Raw genomic sequence first — 17,771 nt, forward strand, 5'->3', positions numbered from 1 at the left:
CTGCTCCTTCTTCTTAACGGTCGTAGGGCATGAAGCCCTTGACGATTTTCGCGTCGGGGGCGGACAGGGTCGTGGTGCCACGGGCGTCACGAATGAATTTGCGGGTGCGTTTGATCATGCCGTGGCGCTTGCCGGCCTGACCTGCCATCACTTTACCGGTGGCGGTCACCTTGAAGCGCTTCTTGGCGCTCGACTTGGTCTTCATCTTGGGCATTTCCGTCTCCATCGTTTGAGTGCGGTAGATGCGCGACTCGGCATGCCACTTGGGCCGGACGCGCGGAACGAGATGGGCGTATACGAGCAGTTGGCAGTCAAGGCAAGGGGATTTGATGACGGACCGGTGCGGTCGCACAGCGCCTCACATGAAGCTGGCGATCACCCGGACAAATACGTCAGGAATTTCCTCAAGCGTGTAGCCACCCGGCTGGGTCTGAATGGCAAGCAGGATCAACCCGCCTGCGATAAGGATCGTGATCGCAGACGCACGCGGCGCACGACGATCCGATATCGCCGACAGAATGGACGGGATGGAAAACCCGGCAATCAGAATTCCGAGTACCAGATAAAAATCAGGGCTCATAACATGACCTTACCTTAAGTCAGGTCACGCTACTCTGGATCAGTCGAGTAAATCAAACGTTCATCGCACGGGGCCACGCGCAGGATGTTGGTTGTGCCCGTGACATTGAAAGGCACGCCCGCCGTCACAACGATCTGATCCTCGGATTCGGCGAACCCGCCATCGCGCGCTGCGCGCGCTGCACCCACCACCGCTTCCTTGAACCGCTCCATGGTCGGGGTCACATAGCAGTTGCACCCCCAGCTCAACGTCATGCGACGCGCGGTGCGAACCAAAGGCGTCAGCGCCAGAATGGGCACGCGGGGACGTTCGCGGGCCACCAAAAGCGCGGTCGTCCCGCTTTGGGTGAAACAGCAGATGGCCTTGATATCGGTGGTCTCTGCAATTTCGCGCGCTGCGGCCACAATCCCATCCGCGATCGAGGCCCGGTTTGCACTGCGGCTTGCTTCGATGATCTGGGTATAGGTCGGGTCTTGTTCGACTTCGGCGGCGACACGGTCCATTGTTGTCACGGCTTCGACCGGATAGCTGCCCGCTGCGCTTTCCGCGCTCAGCATGACCGCGTCAGCCCCTTCATAGATCGCCGTGGCCACATCGCTGACCTCGGCCCGTGTGGGCATCGGGCTTTCGATCATGCTTTCCAGCATCTGGGTCGCAACAATCACGGGCTTGCCCGCGTGACGGCACTTGCGCACCAGACGTTTCTGGATGGGAGGCACGTTCTGGACGGGAAGTTCCACACCCAGGTCACCGCGGGCCACCATGATGCCGTCACTGACTTGCAAGATATGATCAAAGCGTTCGACCGCATTGGGCTTTTCGATCTTCGACAGGACGGCGGCCCGGCCCTTGATCATGGCCTTTGCTTCCTCGACATCCGCCGCACGTTGCACAAAGCTGAGGGCAATCCAGTCGACACCCAGTTCGGCCACGAATTTCAGGTCCGCCTTGTCCTTTTCCGACAGCGCGGCCAAGGGCAATTCGACGTCCGGTACGTTCACACCCTTGCGGTTCGAGATCACACCGCCCGCGATCACGACACAATCTGCGAAGTCCGGGCCACACGCCTCGACCTGCAAACGGATCTTGCCATCGTTGACCAACAGGGTCTTGCCAACTTCGAGGGCTGCAAAAATCTCGGGGTGGGGCAGGCAGACCCGACTGCTGTCGCCTTCCTTCTCATCCAGATCAAGGCGGAACTTGGCCCCCTCATCCAGCATCTCGCTGTCGCCCGCAAACACGCCCACACGCAACTTGGGCCCTTGCAGGTCGGCCAGAATCGCGATGGCGGATCCGGTGTCTTCTTCGACCTTGCGGATGATCGCGTGCTTGTCGGCAATCTCATCATGGCTGCCATGAGACATGTTCAGACGAAAGACATCTGCGCCTGCCTCGTGCAGCGCCCGGATCGTTTCATAGGTGTCCGAGGCCGGGCCAAGGGTGGCCACGATTTTCACGTTGCGCAGGCGTCGCATGATCTTGCCCTTTTCTGATACCGCTAACAGCGCCCTTATTGCCCAATTCACATCCCGAGGCAACTGGCCTACACCTGCGACACAATGCGTGACAATCAAATGACACATGCGCCATTTCTGATCGATGGCGCCGACCGAAACGGGGCGTGGGTGATCACCTGTGATCATGCGACCAATGCCGTGCCAAACCACGTCAATGGCGGCACCCTGGGCCTGCCTGAAAGCGAAATGGCACGCCACATCGCAATCGATATCGGCGCCCTTGGCGTGGCGCGCGCGCTGGGTCATGCCCTGGACGCGCCCGTGGTCAGCGCAAACTTCTCGCGTCTCGTGATCGACCCGAACCGGGGCGCGGATGACCCGACACTGATCCCGCAACTCTATGATGGCACGATCATCCCCGGCAACCGCGTCCTGCCAGAGGCCGAGCGGCAGCGACGCATCGATCTGCTCTACGCCCCCTACCACGCCGCCATCGCCCGAACTGCGGCCAATCGTGACGTCGCCTTTCTGGCCGTGCACAGCTTTACGCCACGCCTCAAGAACCGCCCGCCCAGACCGTGGGAAATCGGCGTTCTGTCAGCGCAGGACCGGCGGATCGCCGAACCTCTCATGCGCGGCCTGCAATCCGTTCTGTCCAGCCCGGTCGGCGACAATGCACCCTACGCCGGCTTTTTTCCGGGTGACGCAATGAGCCAACACGCCCACGTTCCGGGCCGCCCGAATGTCATCATCGAGATCCGCCAGGACCTGATCTCGGACCCGCAGGGGCAACAGCACTGGGCCAACCTTCTAGCGCCCCATCTTGAAGCGGCCCGCCTGCACGCCAATCTCTGACCCACTCTTCTTCTGACCAAAAATACGACGGGGTCCGGGGCAGCGCCCCGGTCCGACGCCACCAGAAAGGACCATACGCATGGACGACCAAACCCGTATCGAACTCGAAGCCGCAGCCTTCCGCCGCCTGCGTCAGCACCTGATGGAAGACCGGACAGATGTGCAGAACATCGACATGATGAACCTTGCAGGCTTTTGCCGAAATTGCCTGAGCCGCTGGTATCAGGAAGCGGCAGCAGAGAAGGGCATCGAAATGTCCAAGGATGACGCACGCGAGACGTTCTACGGCATGACGATGGCGGACTGGAAAGCCAACTATCAGACCGACGCCAGCGCCGCGCAGCAAGATGCGTTCAAGACGTCCTTTGCGGAAAATGTCGGGGACAAGGCGTGACCTACCGCGTCGGTGCCCGGGCCACAGACGCGCCCACCCCAACCGCGTTTTCACCCGATCCGTTCAAACGGGCCAAGGCGCCGGACCCGCTGCAATTCGAGGTCAATCTCGTTGCCGAAGCAGGAACATTGCAACACAAGACGGGTTCCGTGTCCGTCAACATTCCCGGCTTCTCCCCCCTTACGCTCTATTGCGACGAACAACCCCCCGTGGGCGAAGATCAGGCGCCGCCGCCACTGGCCTATTTCTGCGCGGGCATCGGGTTTTGCCTGATGACGCATCTCACTGACATCTACACTGCCCGGAAAATCGAAGTGACATCGCTGAAACTCGAACAGCGGGTGCGCTTTGCCACCAACCTCGGGCACATGCGCGAGCTTGGGCACATGACAGATGGCCGAACGGAGCTGGTGGAAACGCATGTTCTGATCGAAAGCCCGGAACCACACGACAGGATCAAGGCGTTACTGGCCGAAGCCGAAGGGGCATGCATGGCCCATTTCGCCCTGCGCAATCCAATCCCGTGGACAACCCGGCTTGTGCACAACGGCGCGGAAACCGTCAGTCACGCCGGGAACGGCGCGTGACGCGAACGTAAGGCGGAGATGTCCTCCGCCTCGGGCGTCAATCGTTGATATCGCGGTCCCAGATCTTGACCTGGCCGCGGCGCACGCCGATCACGTTGCGCAGGGCAACCGCAGCCACAACCGAAGACACCGCAAACAGCAGCAGCAACGCTGGCAGACCCGCGCCGATCCAACCCAGCGCGCCAAAGCCCAATGCGACGCCGACCACGACGGCCCCAATGGCCATGCCAAGAAAAACAAACGCGGGTACAAAGACCTCGATCATGGCCAGCACAAGTGCGGCAACGATCCAGACCCACCAGATGCTCCACAACGCAGTCATCACGACTTCCTCCCGGTCAGCATGCCAAAGGCCTCGCCAAAGGCGTCCATCGCGCTGGCGGGCAGAACAATGGTCTGTTGACCCGCCCCGGACGCAATGGTTGATACGGCATCGACCTGTTTCAACGCCACCTGATACTGCGCCGCTTCAATGCCGTGGGTGGCAATCGCGTCGGCCACCACTTGCGTGGCATAGGCTTCGGCCTCTGCCTCGACCCGGCGTGCCTTGGCCGCCTGCTCGGCCGCATACAATTCGGCGTCCGCATTCAGTTCCGTGGCACGCTTGCTGCCCTCGGCCTCTGTAACCGCCGCACGACGCGCGCGTTCGGCATTCAGCTGCTGCAACATCGCGTCCCGGGTTGCCTTGTCCAGGTTCACATCCAGGATTTCGGCCCGCGTCACCTCGATCCCCCAGTCATTCACAGCCTCTTCGACCAGATGCTTGATCTGGGCAATCAGTTGCGACCGGTTCGACTGTACCTCGTCCAGTTCCATCTTGCCGATCTCCGCCCGCACGATGCCTGCCACAGTGGTTTGCACGGCCCCGTCCACATCGCGAATACGGTACACCGTCCGCTCGGGTTCGGTCACGCGGTAGAAGATACTGGTTTCCACCTGAACCAGCACGTTGTCAGATGTGATGGCATCCTGGCTTGCGTTCGGCAATTGCCGCTCCAGCACGGACACCTTGTGACGCACCACGTCCAGAAACGGCACGATAAAGTTGATGCCAGGGCCCAGCACGGCGTGCAGACGGCCAAAACGCTCGACCACGAACTTGTCTGCCTGTGGCACGATGCGGACGCCAAGAAACAGGCAGACGATCAGGAACACGGCCCCAAGGATCAGGATCAGGTTCTCACTCAGCAAACTCAGCAGAATTTCTTCAGTCATTTAATTTATCCCTCGATGTTAATGTTGTTCACATTTAAAAATGGGAAGAAAAAGCCTGCTTTTCAAGGGGTAATCGAAAAGCGGGCCTGAATTCCGGTGCTTAGATGGCAGCCTTTCGGCTTTCGTCCAGGTAGATTTCGCGCAAGCGGGGCGCGACACGTCCCGGTGTCCCGTCACCCAGTTTCGCGCCATCAATCTCGACAACCGGCATCACGAAGGTCGAGGCCGACGTGATAAAGGCTTCATCGGCCTCACGCGCCTCATCGATCGTGAAACTGCGCTCTTCCACCTCCATCTGCGCTTCTTGGGCGAAACGCAGCACCGCGGCGCGTGTGATCCCGTGCAGGATGTCGTTCGACGTCTCCCGCGTGATGATCTTGTTGCCCTTCACGATATAGGCGTTGTTGCTGGTACCCTCGGTCACGTATCCGTCCTGGATCATCCAGGCATCGTCAGCGCCTGCTTTCTTGGCCATCATCTTGCCCATCGATGGGTACAGCAGCTGAACGGTCTTGATATCGCGGCGCCCCCAGCGGATATCGTCGATGCTGATGACTTTCATGCCGATCTTGGCGGCGGGATTGTCGGCAAGACCGGGCTTGTTCTGCGTGAACAGGACTATGGTGGGCGGCGTCGTTTCCGGGTCAGGAAAGACAAAGTCGCGATCATCGGGCGCGCCGCGCGTGATCTGGAGATAGATCATCCCCTCCTCGATCCCGTTCAGACGGACCAGCTCGCGGTGCACCTCCAACAGATCATCCTTGGAAATGGGCGACTGCATCTCAAGCTCATCCAGCGACCGCTGCAACCGCACGGCGTGCCCGTCAAAGTCGATCAGCTTGCCATCCAGCACCGATGTCACCTCGTACACGCCGTCGGCCATCAGAAACCCGCGGTCAAAGATCGACACCTTTGCTTCGGTCTCGGGCAGATACTCTCCGTTCACATACACGGTGCGCGTCATGGTTTGGCTCCTTCCGGCGGTCATCGGGACTGGCGATATGTCAGGTATCAGATCCATGCAAGGGGGCGCAGAGCCGCATCGGATCAAGCCGCCCCTCCTGCATCAGGTGTCGCAAAACCTCGGCCACCATCCGCGCGTCACCCAGCGCGTCGTGGCCGCGAGCATCGGGCAGGGTCAGGCCGAAGTGATCCAGCATCGTGTTGCTGCGCAGACTGTGGATCACGTCCAGTGGCACACCGGCCTCCAGAAACAGTTCGGGGGCGTTGCCAAACCGTGTCGCCGGTATGGGCGGCGCAATACCGGCCACATAGCAACTGATGGCCATCAGGTTGAATTCGTCCTTGCCCCAGGCCCATATCCGGTCTTCGCCTGCAAAGGCCGCAAAGCGATCCAGCGCCTCGGCCAACGGCACAGCTTCGCGGGCCAATCGATCATCGGACACCCCGGTCAGCGTTGCGTTCAACGGATGCAGCTGCATCGGTGCACCGTCGCGGCCCATCGGGCGGATCAACACCTCGAACCGCGCCAACGCGTCAAACGGCGGATCCAGCGACAACCGCACCGCTCCGATTTGAAACACGACGGGGTCCGGGTCCAACGGTCCGCACCAAAAGCGCTGTGGCGCACCCGGCGCCGTCGCGAACTCGCAATCGTATATCAGGGCGGTTCGGCTCATCCCCAAAGGGCTTCGGTCGGCGGGTGAACACCCGCATCGTCAAACACCAGGGGCGCCTCACGATCCTCCGCCAGCAAAAGAGGGCCATCCAGATCGGTCACCGCTGCACCTTGCGCCACCAATGTGGCGGGCGCCATCGCCAGTGACGATCCAACCATGCAACCCACCATGATCCCATACCCTTCGGCCATGGCCGCCGCGCGCAAGGCAAGTGCTTCGGTCAAGCCACCGGTTTTGTCTATCTTGATGTTGATCATGTCATACTTGCCCTTCAGCGCGGGCAGACTGGCCCGATCATGGCAGCTTTCATCGGCACAGACCGGTACTGGCCGGTCCATCCCGATCAGGGCATCGTCCTCGCCGGCACGCAGGGGCTGTTCGACCAGCGCCACACCCAACCGAACCAGATGAGGAGCAAGATCGGAATACACCGCCGCTGACCAGCCTTCATTTGCATCCACGATGATCCGGGACCGTGGTGCACCGGCACGCACGGCTTCAAGCCGTGGCATATCGTCCGGCGTGCCCAACTTGATCTTCAGTACGGGGCGATGCGCATTGTGTTCGGCCTGCGCGCGCATCGCATCCGGGGTGTCCAACGACAGGGTATAGGCGGTAATTTCGGGGCCGGGCGCGCTCATCCCGGCCAGCTCCCACACGCGCTTGCCCGCGCGCTTCGCCTCCAGATCCCACAGGGCACAATCAACTGCATTCCGGGCGGCACCGGCGGGCAACACATCGTACAGTTCCGCGCGGGAAAGATCACCGGACAACGCCTCAATCTCGGCCGTTACGGTATCAAGCGTCTCACCATAGCGGGCATAGGGCACGCATTCGCCCCGGCCGCTATGAAGGCCATCGCTGACCCGCACGGTCAGCACATGCGCTTCGGTCCGCGACCCGCGTGAAATGGTGAACACCTGCGCCAGGCGAAACACGTCCCGCGTCACTTCAATGCGCATATGTCCACCTTCCCCGCTTCAAGAAATCCTCCGCCCCGAGGGCCGATCAGCCCGGCACACCACGCTCAGGATGCCAATGCATCCACCAGCACGCCAGCACCAAATCGGAACGGATCAGTGGCCGGAAGGCCCATGCGCTCTTCGATCTCGGCCAAACAGGCCCGCGCCGCATCCTCGTCGAGGGCCTTGGTGTTTACGGACACCCCGGCCACAAAGCAGTCCGGGTTGGCCACACGGGCTATGGGCAACGCGGTATCGCGCAAGGTCTCCAGCGACGGCAGGCCGTAATGCGGCAGTCCGCGCATATGTGTCCGCGTCGGTTCGTGGCACAGAACCAACGCATCCGGCTGCCCGCCATGGATCAGGGCCATGGTCACGCCGGAGTAAGACACGTGAAACAGGCTGCCCTGCCCCTCGATATGATCCCAGTGATCGTCGTCATTGTCCGGCGTCAGGTATTCAACCGCGCCCGCCATGAAATCCGCGATCACCGCATCCAGCGGTACGCCTTTGCCGGTGATCAGGATACCGGTCTGCCCGGTGGCGCGGAAATCCGACTTCATGCCGCGGTCACGCATCTCGGCATCCATGGACATGGCGGTATACATCTTGCCGCAGGAACAATCCGTGCCGATGGCCAGGACACGCTTGCCGCTGCGCTTCTTGCCGTTTGCAATCGGATAGGCCACCGACGGCACCCGAACATCGTGCAACGTGCGGCCATTGACCTTCGCCGCCGCCTGCAGCTCGTCCTCGTTGCGCAAAAGATTGTGCAATCCAGCCGCAAGGTCGTAACCCATCTGCAAGGCCTGAACCAGAACCACCTTCCATTTGTCAGAGATCACACCGCCCCGGTTGGCGACACCGATCACAAGGGTCTTGGCACCCGCGGCCAGCCCCTCTTCCAGCGTCATGTCTGTGACGCCCATATCGGCCCCGCATCCTTCAAGCCGGATTTGCCCCACGGCGTTTTCCGGACGCCAGTCCTTGATCCCCTGCGCAACTTTGGCGGCAAGCTGGTCCGGCGCATCGCCCAGGAACAAAAGATACGGTGTTTGAATCATCTGACATCCCCTTGATCGTCACGCGACATTCTATGGATCGCAGACGCAATCACATCGTGAACCTTATCGAAAAACCATGAAATGCCGAAGAAACGTGCGGGCGATTAGGCAATGACGCAAGATACTTCGAATACGCCCACCAATGCATCGGAAACGTCCTCGCCATGCTGCACCTGCAAAATGACTCTTGCAGCCTCTAACGCAATTTAATACCAGCCAAACTGCCGCAAACGAAATTATCTTACCAAAGGTCGCGCCATGTCTTTCCGCCTTCAACCGACACCTCCCGCACGTCCGAACCGCTGTCAGCTCTTTGGGCCGGGTTCGCGCCCTGCGATCTTCGAAAAGATGGCGGCCTCAGCCGCCGACGTGATCAACCTCGACCTTGAAGACAGCGTGGCCCCTTCTGACAAGGACAGCGCGCGCGCCAACGTCATTGACGCGATAGGCAATGTCGATTGGGGCAAGAAGACGCTCAGCGTGCGCATCAACGGCCTCGATAGTCCGTATTGGTATCGCGACGTGGTCGACCTGCTGGAGCAAGCCAGCGACCGACTGGATCAGATCATGATCCCCAAGGTGGGCAACGCCGCCGACATCTATGCCGTGGATGCGCTTGTCTCATCGATCGAAGCGGCCAAGGGCCGCACAAAACCGATCGCATTCGAGGTGATCATCGAATCCGCCGCAGGTATCGCCCATGTGGAAGACATCGCTGCCGCATCGCCACGCCTCGCGGCAATGTCGCTGGGAGCCGCAGATTTCGCAGCCTCAATGGGCATGGCGACAACAGGCATCGGCGGAACGCAGGAGCATTACTACATGTACCGCGACGGTGAAAAACACTGGTCGGACCCATGGCATTGGGCACAGGCGGCCATTGTTGCGGCCTGCCGCACACATGGGGTCCTGCCCGTTGACGGCCCCTTTGGCGATTTTTCGGATGACGAAGGGTTCAGGGCCCAGGCCCTGCGCTCTGCCACCCTTGGGATGGTTGGCAAATGGGCGATCCACCCAAAACAGGTGGCGCTGGCAAACGACGTGTTCACTCCATCGGACGAGGCCGTGGCCGAAGCGCGCGAAATCCTTGCAGCCATGGAAACCGCAAAGGCCAATGGCGAAGGCGCGACGGTCTACAAGGGGCGACTGGTTGATATTGCGTCGATCAAACAGGCCGAGGTGATCGTCAAGCAATCAGAGATGATCGCCGGGCACTAGGCAGCGGGCGGGACGGCGGGCGGGGCGACTTTGCAACAGCAAGCAGCGCCGAACCGTCCGTTTTAATCCGGCCAGACCTTGCGCCCGTCCACGCCCGTTTCGGCAATCAGACCCAAACGCTTGGCCTCAAAGTAATAGCCGCGCGCATACCACATCACGGCCGCATCCATATCTCCGCCGGACACAAGCCACGCCCCCCGCAAATAGCGGGTGGCATATTTCAGGTTCGTCTCTGCATCCAGAAGGTCATTTGGCTGCCCGCGAAACCCCATGGAACGCGCGGTTGCGGGCAGGATCTGCATCAGGCCGTAATAGGGCCCATTGCGCGCCGCAGGCCGATGGGTGCTTTCCCGAATGACGACCCGCTGAACCAGCGCGACGGGTATCTCGTTCTGGGCGGCGGCAAATTCGATCTGCGCACGCAGGGCAGGCGTTTCGTTGGGATAAAGCGGCACGACCGGCGCGGGCGGCACCTCCGGCTCGGGCGCGGAACAGGCGGCGAGGCAAACCACCACACACATCAGGATCAATCGCATCATGGGGGTGCGATATCGCGACATGGACCGGGACGCCACGCACACAGACGTGATTGGGCAAGACCCCGCGCACATGCTTTCTTGCCGTGCATCACGCCCTGACGGAGACCCCCCATGCGCGCCCTTCTCGCCGCCCTTGCCCTGACCCTGACACCGCTGACGGCATTGGCCGAAATGGCCCCGCGCGAAGGCTGGTCCGTTACACCCACGACAAAGGGCTACGATCAGCTGATCGCGGATGTAAAGTCAGCCGCCAAGGCAAACAAGATGGGCGTCGTGACCCAGGCCGGTCCAACCGGGGCCGCAAAGTCGCGCGGCATCACCATTCCGGGCAATCGGGTCATCGGTCTGTTCAACAATGTCTATGCCGTCAATATCCTGACCCTGTCGACCGCCGCCATGATCGAAGCGCCCGTGCGCGTCTATGTCACCGAAAACGCGGACGACACTGCAACGCTCAGCTACAAATTGCCTTCGACCGTCTTTGCCCCCTATGTCGACGAAGCGGGTCCGGACCTTGCGAAACTGGCGGCTGAACTGGATGAAATCTTTGCCCGGATCGCCGCAGATGCGGCCCAATAAGCGCTAAATTTGAAGCATCTAGCCGGGATCCAATCGGGTCCGTTTCCGCTTCCTTCACCAGTCTGGCCGATACGGGCAGTTGGTAGAAGGGAAGCGCAATGGCGAATGTCGACGCAACTGTATTGCTGGATTTCGTAAGTTCGCTTGCGGTGCTCGGACTGCTGGTGGTGAGCTTCAGCGCACTTGCACCCAGTCTGAAAATCGGTTGGTTCGCCCCGCCGCTGCTCGGGCTTTTCTTTGGCCTTGTCGTGGGGCTGCAAATGTCAATGCCGCTCAGCCCAACGGACGGCGTCATCATCGACATGCGCAATGTGCCAATTGTGCTGGCGGGCGCGTTTCTGGGCCTGCGCGGGTTGCTGACCTGCCTTGCCATTGCGGTCGCATTTCGCCTCGGGATTGGCGGGGTCGGTATGGTTGCGGGCGTCGCGGGTATGCTGATCGCCGGCTGCGTCGGCTATGTCTGGTCAATCACGGCCGCCCGTTTCAGGGGCGGTGACACGCGAAAGCTGCTGATCCTCGGTCTGGGCGTCAATCTGCACATGCTATCGGCCTTTCTTGTGCCCGCCGACATCATGCGTTGGTACTTTACCGAAGCCGCGCCAACCATGTTCGTCCTGAATTGCCTCTGTGTGCCAGCGTTTGGCTGGATGTTGTTGCGCGTGCAATACCAGGTCCTGCAGCAGGCGCACCTGTCCGCAGCGGCCCAGGTCGATCCGATCACACGGCTTTTGTCGCTGGACGCCTTCACGCGCGAGGTGTCGCATTTTCACGCGGCGGATGACGCGCACCGCATCGCCGCCGTGGCCGCCATTACCCTCAAAAACGCCAGCTGGCTGAAAAAGACATGGGGCGACGACGCCCACGACAAGGCACTTGGTGCGCTGCGCATTCGGTTGGCCGCGTTGTTCAATGATCAGCGCCCGCTGGGCATTGACCCAAGTTCACGCATACTGGTTCCCATCGCGGCACGCGAGGTGCAGGACCTGCGCCCCTTGCGGAAGGCGCTCCGGCGCTTGGCGTCGGAAACACCGCTCTCACTTGATGACGATATCAATGTACCTTTGGCCGTGCTTGTCGAAAGCTTCAATATTCGGTCTCCCAGCCGTCCCGATCTGACAGCTCTGGATATTCGCCAGTCAATCTCGGCCCGCCGCCACACCAGTGACAGCGCTGGCACCGTGCATGACCGCGCAAGTCACACCGCCGACCCAAGCCTTCCCAATGGCATATGCAGCCAGACGTTTCGCAGGCTTTTCGACGAGACTGACACCAAGATGCGGCGCGTGATCCGTCAGGGCTGACGCTAGGCCCGCTCGTCCTTGGGTGAACCGATCACGACATAGGTCGTGATGCTGTTCACCTGCGGCAAGGCCCCCAGCATATCGGTATGAAACGCCTTGTAGCTGGGCAAGTCAGCGCATTCGATGCGCAGCAGATACTCGATCGTTCCGGTGATGTTGTGGCATTCACGAACCTCGGGCGCCCGCGCAATGGCGCGCTCGAACGCCTCCTGGCTGGCTTTCGTGTGATCATTCAATCCGACACCGATATAGGCGACAAAACCGGTGCCCAGCTTGGTTCGGTCCAGAACCGCGCGATATCCGGTGATCACACCTGACCGTTCCAGCTCCTGCACCCGGCGCAGACATGCGGACGGGGACAGGCCAACCCGATCCGCAAGTTCGATATTGCTGATACGCCCGTTGTCCGACAGCGCTTGCAATATCTGTTCGGTTTTCTGATCCAACTTCACCATGAATTGCAAAAATACCGCAAAGCTGCCGGTCTTTGCAACCATCGGGCCATAGACACACGTCATACGTTGCGCATGACCTATGAACTATTGACCGCATTGATGGCCTTCGCCTTCGTCAGCTCGATCACACCTGGCCCCAACAACCTGATGCTCATGGCGTCCGGGGCCAATTTCGGCTTCCGCCGGACCATCCCGCATATGCTGGGCGTCGGTCTCGGCTTTGTGGTCATGGTCTTGCTGGTGGGCGCCGGGCTTGTGCAGGTTTTTGACGCCTATCCGGTCAGTCACTTGATCCTGAAGGTCGGCTCCGTCGCCTATCTTCTGTTCCTGGCCTGGAAGATCGCGACCGCCGCACCGATCAGCGACGCAGAGCGCGCAGGGCATCCCATGACATTCCTGCAAGCCGCCGCGTTCCAATGGGTGAACCCCAAGGCGTGGACGATGGCCCTGACAGCGGTCACGGTGTACACCCCGGACACCACGTTCGCGGCCATCGCGCTTGTTGGCTGCGTGTTTGGCGCGATCAACCTGCCCGCGGTCAGTTCGTGGACCTTGCTTGGCCAGCAGATGGCGCGCGTCCTCACGAACCGGTGGCGCCTGACGCTGTTCAACTGGACAATGGCGGTACTTCTGGTGGCCTCCCTCTACCCGGTTCTCTTTCCCTGACGTTGCAAAAGGTGCATCCTGCGGCCATATAGCGGCAAATCGCATCGGGGACGCAGGCGTGACGCAATATCTGGAATTCGAAAAACCCTTGGCCGAGATCGAGGGCAAGGCGGAAGAGCTGCGCGCACTGGCGCGGCAAAGCGAGGATATGGATGTCACAGACCAGGCCACGGCGCTTGACGCCAAAGCCGCCCAGATGCTTGAGGACCTGTATGCAGACCTGACGCCTTGGCGGAAATGCCAGGTGGCGCGGCATCCTGACCGGCCCCATTGCATCGACTACGTAAAGACCCTGTTTTCTGAATATACCCCGCTGGCGGGCGACAGGAACTTTGCCGACGATCACGCCGTGATGGGCGGGCTCGCCCGGTTTGGTGACCGTCCTGTCATGGTGATCGGGCACGAAAAGGGGAACGACACCAAGTCCCGGATCGAACGGAACTTTGGCATGGCGCGGCCCGAAGGGTACCGCAAGGCGATCCGCCTGATGGATATGGCCGACCGCTTTGGCCTGCCGGTCATCACATTGGTCGACACGCCCGGCGCATATCCCGGCAAAGGCGCCGAGGAACGGGGCCAGTCCGAAGCCATCGCGCGATCAACCGAAAAGTGTTTGCAAATCGGCGTGCCGCTTGTGTCTGTCGTCATTGGCGAAGGCGGATCCGGCGGCGCTGTGGCCTTTGCCACGGCCAACCGCGTCGCGATGCTGGAACATTCGGTCTATTCGGTCATCAGCCCCGAAGGCTGCGCGTCTATCCTGTGGAAAGATGCCGAAAAGATGCGCGAAGCGGCCGAAGCGCTGCGGTTGACGGCACAGGACCTCAAGCAGCTTGGCGTGACCGACCGGATCATCCCCGAACGGATCGGGGGCGCACACCGCCACGGCGATGCCACCATCGCCGCTGTCGGCAAGGCGATCGAGGCGATGCTGTCCGAACTGGATGACAGGTCAGCCGCTGATCTGGTCGCGGACCGGCGCCGCAAGTTTCTGGGGCTGGGCAGCACCGGGCTTGCGGCCTGATTACCCCGCACGGGCCGTGTCTTGCTCCATCGCCACGATGCGGCCGGGCAGGTCGATCTGAACGGATGCACCGGCGCGATCAGGGTTGGACCCGATTTCAACCGTCCCCCCGCGCGCCCTGACCAGCCTGCGCACCGCCGACAGCCCAAAGCCACGGCGCGACGGATTGGGGGCAGGCCCGGCACCGCCATCCGCACCAAACCCCTTGCCATCATCGGTGACACAGATGCGCAGGCGTTGGGCGTTCACTTGGGACAGGCTCACTTTCACCCGCACGGTTTTCGTGCCCGCATGTTTGAAGGCATTGTCGATCAGGTTGCGCAATATGATATGCAGGGCCGTCACGTCGGCATTCAGGACCGCGCGCGGATAGGACACGGAATGGGTCCGAACCGGATCAAGCAGCACCAGCACGTCGTCACACAGGGTGCCCAGATCGAACTCCGCCATGATGCTGGGCGCGCTCTTGGCCATGACCTGCGCCATCGTTTCCGAGATCACCGCCAGCGACTTGTCGGCAAGACTGTCGATCATATCGATCAACTCCAGCTTTCCATCACCGTGATCCACAAAATCGCGGCGCATCAGATAGGCCAGCGACTTCATGTTGCCAATCGGGCTGCGCAGGTCATGGGCGGCCAGACACACCATCTCCTCAACCTCGGATGCGGCGGCGGCGGTCATGGCGTCCTGCAATGACAGCGCCCGTTCCGCCGATATGTCGTGCGACGTGCCAACCATACGCAGCAACCGGCCCGATGCATCATGCGCTGCCACAAGCGAGGTGCGGAACCACACCTTGTCGTCATTCAGGGGCAGCGCAATCTCATACGCGCTCGAGCGGCCGGACTGCCACACCTTGAATTGCTGACGAAACACCGAATACGCGGCGCGACCGGTGAATATCTCATGCGCCGCCTTGCCCACGATGTCCGACAGGTCCTTGCCCAACCTGTCCCGGCCCACCTTGTTCAGAAAATCGTACACCGGACGATCCCGCTCATCCGCGACCAGCACGAAAACAGGTGCATCCACCAAATCGTAAATCGAATAGTCCAACCGTTGCACCCTGCCTCCATTGAGTGTGCGGCCGGTCTATCAGGTGGGCGCTACCAAACGCTTAAGCTCAACTGGCAAGCATGCGCAGGCCCTGGGTTACATCCGACCGGACGGCCAGACGCAGGCTGGGTTCATCGCCCGCGCGCAGGGCCGCGATGATCAGACGGTGGTACTGGGGCGGTTCCGTCCGGCGCAACCGGCCATACAGCGCCCGCATGGTCGGGCCCATCTGCAGCCAGACGGTTTCTGCCATGGCCAGCATCGCAGGGGCCTGGGCGCGCAGGTACAGGGTACGATGAAACTCCAGGTTCGTGCGGATATAGCTGACGGCGTCCCGGTGGGCGACCGCCTCGGCCACCGCACTGTTGATCGTTTGCAACCGCTCGATCAACGCAAGATGCGCACGTGGCAGGGCGCGTGTGGCCAACTCGACCTCGATCAGGGCGCGCAAGGCGGCCAGTTCCTCGATCCGTTCATTGGACAATTCCGGCGTCGACACACGCCCCGACTGCGACAGGGTCAACGCCCCCTCGGCCACCAATCGGCGTACCGCCTCGCGGGCGGGTGTCATGGATACATCATATTGCTTGCCGATGCCGCGCAGGGTCAACGCCTGTCCGGGGGCGATGTCGCCATGCATGATGCGGGTGCGCAATCGGCGATACACGCGGTCATGCGCAGCCGAGGCGGTGTCGCGGACGCGGGGAACCTGGGTCATGCCCTTTTGTGATCACACGCCGGTCGCGCGGTCAATCACCAAAGCGATAGCGGTGCAACACGTTGCCTTCGGTGCGCAACCAGCGGCGTTGAGGGTCATAGGGGCCGTGAATGCGGGTCACTTCCGCCCAAAATGCGGGTGAATGGTTCATCTGGGCAAGATGCGCGACCTCATGGGCGGCCACGTAGTGCAGAACCTCGGGCGGGGCCAGGATCAGGCGCCACGAGAACATCAGCCGCCCGGCAGACGAACACGACCCCCACCGGGACCGGGTGTCGCGCAAGGCCAACCCGGCATAGTTGCGACCCAGGCGCGCGGCATATTGGTCGCAGGCGGACGCCAGCACATCGCGGGCACGGGCCTTCAAGAACCCCTGAACCCGGCGGGGCACGGCATCTGCAGCACCAGGTACGGCCAGGCGGTCGCCTTGCACCTGCACGGCGCGCCCTGCGCCGGGCACGATTTCGCGGTCCCGCCCTTCGACAGGCAGGCGCACACCAAGGCGCACCGCGACATCCTCGACCCGCGCCGCCAGATGCTTGCGGATCCACGGCTCCTTTTCACGGGCAAAGGCGATGGCCTCACGCTCGGGCACATGCTGGGGCAGCGTCAGCGTCACGCGCCCGTCCAGCGAGGAAATGCGCAAAGTGATCCGCCGCGCCCGCGCCGAACGGCGCAAGGTCAGCACGATGTCCGGAGGGCCTTGAAGTACCCGCTGTGCCATCCCATCTCCCACGCTCAGGGCCCTGCCCTGCCATAAGGCTTTGACTCCGTCCCGGCCTTATGGCACTTGCCCAGAATCGCCGCAACACGAGGCTTGCCCGGGCGCGCACACGCAGCGCCGGACACGGGCTACGCGCAGACAAGAGGATGACATATGCCAAAGGAAGAATGGGGCACCAAACGGCTGTGTCCGACAACCGGGAAACGGTTCTACGACATGAACCGCAACCCGATCGTCAGCCCCTACACGGGTGACGTGGTCGAGGTCGACAGCTCCAAGACCCGCATGATCGCAGCGGATGCCGAAGATGCCGTGACGGCCAAGGCCAAAGCCAAGACAACCGCGGACGACGACGATCAGGTGCTGGAAGACGACGACGTCGAAGTCGAGCTGGATGACGATCTGCTGGACGACGATGACGACGAAGAAGACAACGTCTCGCTTGACGAATTGGCCGACGTCGCAGTCGAAGACGACGAGTCATAAAACGCCTGGCAGGCGGGGTCTTTTTCGCTTGATCCCGCCAGTCAAAGCGCCTAATCAGCGGCGCACGGCCAAGGACGGCCACCAAGGATGGGGCATTAGCTCAGCTGGGAGAGCGCCTGCATGGCATGCAGGAGGTCAGCGGTTCGATCCCGCTATGCTCCACCATCCCCCCCTGCACCGCACATCTGCACCGGGCACGCCCACGCGTCCAGACAGGCGCTGACTGACGCGCACCGGCTCCGCCGCTACGC

Annotated in this window: 23 protein-coding genes and 1 tRNA gene; 10 read left to right on the forward strand and 14 right to left on the reverse strand. The window is 61.6% G+C overall.

Annotation, left to right across the window (positions count from 1 at the left end; genetic code table 11):
• Nucleotides 1-13: 13 nt before the first annotated feature.
• From rpmI to pyk, 3 genes are all read right to left on the reverse strand, one after another.
• Entirely contained in the window at nt 14-214 is a 201-nt protein-coding gene (gene rpmI / locus Q0844_RS19515; RefSeq protein WP_027263382.1) for a 50S ribosomal protein L35, read from the reverse strand.
• Nucleotides 215-358: 144 nt separating this feature from the next.
• Complete coding sequence (locus tag Q0844_RS19520; RefSeq protein WP_299048544.1) at nt 359-580, reverse strand: hypothetical protein; 222 nt, start codon at nt 578-580, stop codon at nt 359-361.
• A 29-nt stretch (nt 581-609) separates the two neighbouring features.
• Nucleotides 610-2,055, reverse strand: coding sequence for a pyruvate kinase (gene pyk, locus Q0844_RS19525; RefSeq protein ID WP_299048547.1), 1,446 nt, complete (start codon nt 2,053-2,055; stop codon nt 610-612).
• A 99-nt stretch (nt 2,056-2,154) separates the two neighbouring features.
• Between pyk and Q0844_RS19530 the strand changes: the two genes are divergently transcribed.
• The 3 genes from Q0844_RS19530 (at nt 2,155) to Q0844_RS19540 (ending at nt 3,873) form a co-directional block, all read left to right on the forward strand.
• Nucleotides 2,155-2,892 carry an N-formylglutamate amidohydrolase gene (locus Q0844_RS19530; protein WP_299048550.1) on the forward strand — a complete coding sequence of 246 codons (738 nt, stop codon included), beginning with the start codon at nt 2,155-2,157 and terminating at the stop codon, nt 2,890-2,892.
• Nucleotides 2,893-2,971: 79 nt separating this feature from the next.
• A complete protein-coding gene (locus Q0844_RS19535) occupies nt 2,972-3,286 on the forward strand; it encodes a DUF1244 domain-containing protein (RefSeq protein ID WP_299048552.1) in 315 nt (104 codons plus the stop codon).
• Nucleotides 3,283-3,873: an OsmC family protein gene (locus Q0844_RS19540; protein WP_299048554.1), complete on the forward strand. Its 591-nt coding sequence runs from the start codon at nt 3,283-3,285 to the stop codon at nt 3,871-3,873. Before Q0844_RS19535 ends, Q0844_RS19540 begins: the two co-directional genes overlap by 4 nt.
• Before the next feature lie 37 nt (nt 3,874-3,910).
• Here the strand turns inward: Q0844_RS19540 and Q0844_RS19545 are convergent, their stop codons facing one another.
• The 6 genes from Q0844_RS19545 to dgcN form a co-directional block, all read right to left on the reverse strand.
• On the reverse strand, nt 3,911-4,195 hold the full coding sequence (locus Q0844_RS19545; protein ID WP_299048556.1) for a hypothetical protein: 285 nt from the start codon (nt 4,193-4,195) through the stop codon (nt 3,911-3,913).
• Entirely contained in the window at nt 4,195-5,088 is an 894-nt protein-coding gene (locus Q0844_RS19550; RefSeq protein ID WP_299048558.1) for an SPFH domain-containing protein, read from the reverse strand. Before Q0844_RS19550 ends, Q0844_RS19545 begins: the two co-directional genes overlap by 1 nt.
• A 100-nt stretch (nt 5,089-5,188) precedes the next feature.
• Nucleotides 5,189-6,052 (reverse strand): D-amino-acid transaminase, encoded by an 864-nt coding sequence (locus tag Q0844_RS19555; protein ID WP_299048560.1) that lies wholly within the window; start codon nt 6,050-6,052, stop codon nt 5,189-5,191.
• A 40-nt stretch (nt 6,053-6,092) separates the two neighbouring features.
• The gene (locus tag Q0844_RS19560; protein ID WP_299048563.1) at nt 6,093-6,728 is read right to left on the reverse strand and encodes an exonuclease; all 636 of its coding nucleotides are present in this window, start codon (nt 6,726-6,728) and stop codon (nt 6,093-6,095) included.
• Nucleotides 6,725-7,690, reverse strand: a complete 966-nt coding sequence (dgcA, locus tag Q0844_RS19565; RefSeq protein WP_299048566.1) for an N-acetyl-D-Glu racemase DgcA — start codon at nt 7,688-7,690, stop codon at nt 6,725-6,727. The genes Q0844_RS19560 and dgcA overlap by 4 nt, the downstream gene beginning before the upstream one ends.
• A 65-nt stretch (nt 7,691-7,755) precedes the next feature.
• On the reverse strand, nt 7,756-8,754 hold the full coding sequence (dgcN, locus tag Q0844_RS19570) for an N-acetyltransferase DgcN (RefSeq protein ID WP_299048568.1): 999 nt from the start codon (nt 8,752-8,754) through the stop codon (nt 7,756-7,758).
• A gap of 258 nt (nt 8,755-9,012) precedes the next feature.
• Between dgcN and Q0844_RS19575 the strand changes: the two genes are divergently transcribed.
• Nucleotides 9,013-9,972, forward strand: coding sequence for an L-malyl-CoA/beta-methylmalyl-CoA lyase (locus Q0844_RS19575; protein WP_299048571.1), 960 nt, complete (start codon nt 9,013-9,015; stop codon nt 9,970-9,972).
• A gap of 62 nt (nt 9,973-10,034) precedes the next feature.
• Here the strand turns inward: Q0844_RS19575 and Q0844_RS19580 are convergent, their stop codons facing one another.
• Nucleotides 10,035-10,532, reverse strand: a complete 498-nt coding sequence (locus Q0844_RS19580) for a lytic transglycosylase domain-containing protein (protein WP_299048573.1) — start codon at nt 10,530-10,532, stop codon at nt 10,035-10,037.
• A 90-nt stretch (nt 10,533-10,622) separates the two neighbouring features.
• Here Q0844_RS19580 and Q0844_RS19585 point away from each other — a divergent pair, with 90 nt between their 5' ends.
• Together Q0844_RS19585 and Q0844_RS19590 are read left to right on the forward strand one after the other, a co-directional pair.
• Nucleotides 10,623-11,090, forward strand: a complete 468-nt coding sequence (locus Q0844_RS19585; RefSeq protein WP_299048575.1) for a DUF302 domain-containing protein — start codon at nt 10,623-10,625, stop codon at nt 11,088-11,090.
• Nucleotides 11,091-11,188: 98 nt separating this feature from the next.
• Nucleotides 11,189-12,391: a LytS/YhcK type 5TM receptor domain-containing protein gene (locus tag Q0844_RS19590; RefSeq protein WP_299048577.1), complete on the forward strand. Its 1,203-nt coding sequence runs from the start codon at nt 11,189-11,191 to the stop codon at nt 12,389-12,391.
• A 2-nt stretch (nt 12,392-12,393) separates the two neighbouring features.
• Here Q0844_RS19590 and Q0844_RS19595 read toward each other — a convergent pair whose 3' ends face one another.
• A complete protein-coding gene (locus Q0844_RS19595) occupies nt 12,394-12,846 on the reverse strand; it encodes an Lrp/AsnC family transcriptional regulator (RefSeq protein ID WP_299048579.1) in 453 nt (150 codons plus the stop codon).
• Between the two features lie 72 nt (nt 12,847-12,918).
• Between Q0844_RS19595 and Q0844_RS19600 the strand changes: the two genes are divergently transcribed.
• The gene (locus Q0844_RS19600) at nt 12,919-13,512 is read left to right on the forward strand and encodes a LysE family translocator (protein WP_299048581.1); all 594 of its coding nucleotides are present in this window, start codon (nt 12,919-12,921) and stop codon (nt 13,510-13,512) included.
• A 58-nt stretch (nt 13,513-13,570) separates the two neighbouring features.
• On the forward strand, nt 13,571-14,533 hold the full coding sequence (locus tag Q0844_RS19605) for an acetyl-CoA carboxylase carboxyltransferase subunit alpha (RefSeq protein WP_299048583.1): 963 nt from the start codon (nt 13,571-13,573) through the stop codon (nt 14,531-14,533).
• Here the strand turns inward: Q0844_RS19605 and Q0844_RS19610 are convergent, their stop codons facing one another.
• Genes Q0844_RS19610 through Q0844_RS19620 form a run of 3 tightly spaced genes read right to left on the reverse strand, consistent with a single transcriptional unit; the run spans nt 14,534 to nt 17,034 of the window.
• Nucleotides 14,534-15,601 (reverse strand): PAS domain-containing sensor histidine kinase, encoded by a 1,068-nt coding sequence (locus Q0844_RS19610; protein ID WP_299048586.1) that lies wholly within the window; start codon nt 15,599-15,601, stop codon nt 14,534-14,536. It lies immediately after the preceding gene.
• A 58-nt stretch (nt 15,602-15,659) separates the two neighbouring features.
• The gene (locus tag Q0844_RS19615) at nt 15,660-16,310 is read right to left on the reverse strand and encodes a GntR family transcriptional regulator (protein ID WP_299048588.1); all 651 of its coding nucleotides are present in this window, start codon (nt 16,308-16,310) and stop codon (nt 15,660-15,662) included.
• A gap of 31 nt (nt 16,311-16,341) precedes the next feature.
• A complete protein-coding gene (locus tag Q0844_RS19620; RefSeq protein ID WP_299048590.1) occupies nt 16,342-17,034 on the reverse strand; it encodes a SprT family zinc-dependent metalloprotease in 693 nt (230 codons plus the stop codon).
• Nucleotides 17,035-17,187: 153 nt separating this feature from the next.
• Here Q0844_RS19620 and Q0844_RS19625 point away from each other — a divergent pair, with 153 nt between their 5' ends.
• Together Q0844_RS19625 and Q0844_RS19630 are read left to right on the forward strand one after the other, a co-directional pair.
• A complete protein-coding gene (locus Q0844_RS19625; RefSeq protein ID WP_299048592.1) occupies nt 17,188-17,520 on the forward strand; it encodes a TIGR02300 family protein in 333 nt (110 codons plus the stop codon).
• 89 nt (nt 17,521-17,609) lie between these two features.
• Nucleotides 17,610-17,685: transfer RNA gene (locus tag Q0844_RS19630), tRNA-Ala, on the forward strand.
• The last annotated feature ends 86 nt before the right edge of the window (nt 17,686-17,771 follow it).

The organism is uncultured Tateyamaria sp. (assembly GCF_947503465.1).
Taxonomy (GTDB): domain Bacteria; phylum Pseudomonadota; class Alphaproteobacteria; order Rhodobacterales; family Rhodobacteraceae; genus Tateyamaria.

Bases quoted from the DNA above. Each gene is read 5' to 3' on its own strand.
- rpmI (WP_027263382.1), bottom strand. From the start codon at position 214: ATGCCCAAGATGAAGACCAAGTCGAGCGCCAAGAAGCGCTTCAAGGTG.
- Q0844_RS19520 (WP_299048544.1), bottom strand. From the start codon at position 580: ATGAGCCCTGATTTTTATCTGGTACTCGGAATTCTGATTGCCGGGTTT.
- pyk (WP_299048547.1), bottom strand. From the start codon at position 2,055: ATGCGACGCCTGCGCAACGTGAAAATCGTGGCCACCCTTGGCCCGGCC.
- Q0844_RS19530 (WP_299048550.1), top strand. From the start codon at position 2,155: ATGACACATGCGCCATTTCTGATCGATGGCGCCGACCGAAACGGGGCG.
- Q0844_RS19535 (WP_299048552.1), top strand. From the start codon at position 2,972: ATGGACGACCAAACCCGTATCGAACTCGAAGCCGCAGCCTTCCGCCGC.
- Q0844_RS19545 (WP_299048556.1), bottom strand. From the start codon at position 4,195: ATGACTGCGTTGTGGAGCATCTGGTGGGTCTGGATCGTTGCCGCACTT.
- Q0844_RS19550 (WP_299048558.1), bottom strand. From the start codon at position 5,088: ATGACTGAAGAAATTCTGCTGAGTTTGCTGAGTGAGAACCTGATCCTG.
- Q0844_RS19555 (WP_299048560.1), bottom strand. From the start codon at position 6,052: ATGACGCGCACCGTGTATGTGAACGGAGAGTATCTGCCCGAGACCGAA.
- Q0844_RS19560 (WP_299048563.1), bottom strand. From the start codon at position 6,728: ATGAGCCGAACCGCCCTGATATACGATTGCGAGTTCGCGACGGCGCCG.
- dgcA (WP_299048566.1), bottom strand. From the start codon at position 7,690: ATGCGCATTGAAGTGACGCGGGACGTGTTTCGCCTGGCGCAGGTGTTC.
- dgcN (WP_299048568.1), bottom strand. From the start codon at position 8,754: ATGATTCAAACACCGTATCTTTTGTTCCTGGGCGATGCGCCGGACCAG.
- Q0844_RS19575 (WP_299048571.1), top strand. From the start codon at position 9,013: ATGTCTTTCCGCCTTCAACCGACACCTCCCGCACGTCCGAACCGCTGT.
- Q0844_RS19580 (WP_299048573.1), bottom strand. From the start codon at position 10,532: ATGTCGCGATATCGCACCCCCATGATGCGATTGATCCTGATGTGTGTG.
- Q0844_RS19585 (WP_299048575.1), top strand. From the start codon at position 10,623: ATGCGCGCCCTTCTCGCCGCCCTTGCCCTGACCCTGACACCGCTGACG.
- Q0844_RS19590 (WP_299048577.1), top strand. From the start codon at position 11,189: ATGGCGAATGTCGACGCAACTGTATTGCTGGATTTCGTAAGTTCGCTT.
- Q0844_RS19595 (WP_299048579.1), bottom strand. From the start codon at position 12,846: ATGGTGAAGTTGGATCAGAAAACCGAACAGATATTGCAAGCGCTGTCG.
- Q0844_RS19600 (WP_299048581.1), top strand. From the start codon at position 12,919: ATGACCTATGAACTATTGACCGCATTGATGGCCTTCGCCTTCGTCAGC.
- Q0844_RS19615 (WP_299048588.1), bottom strand. From the start codon at position 16,310: ATGACCCAGGTTCCCCGCGTCCGCGACACCGCCTCGGCTGCGCATGAC.
- Q0844_RS19620 (WP_299048590.1), bottom strand. From the start codon at position 17,034: ATGGCACAGCGGGTACTTCAAGGCCCTCCGGACATCGTGCTGACCTTG.
- Q0844_RS19625 (WP_299048592.1), top strand. From the start codon at position 17,188: ATGCCAAAGGAAGAATGGGGCACCAAACGGCTGTGTCCGACAACCGGG.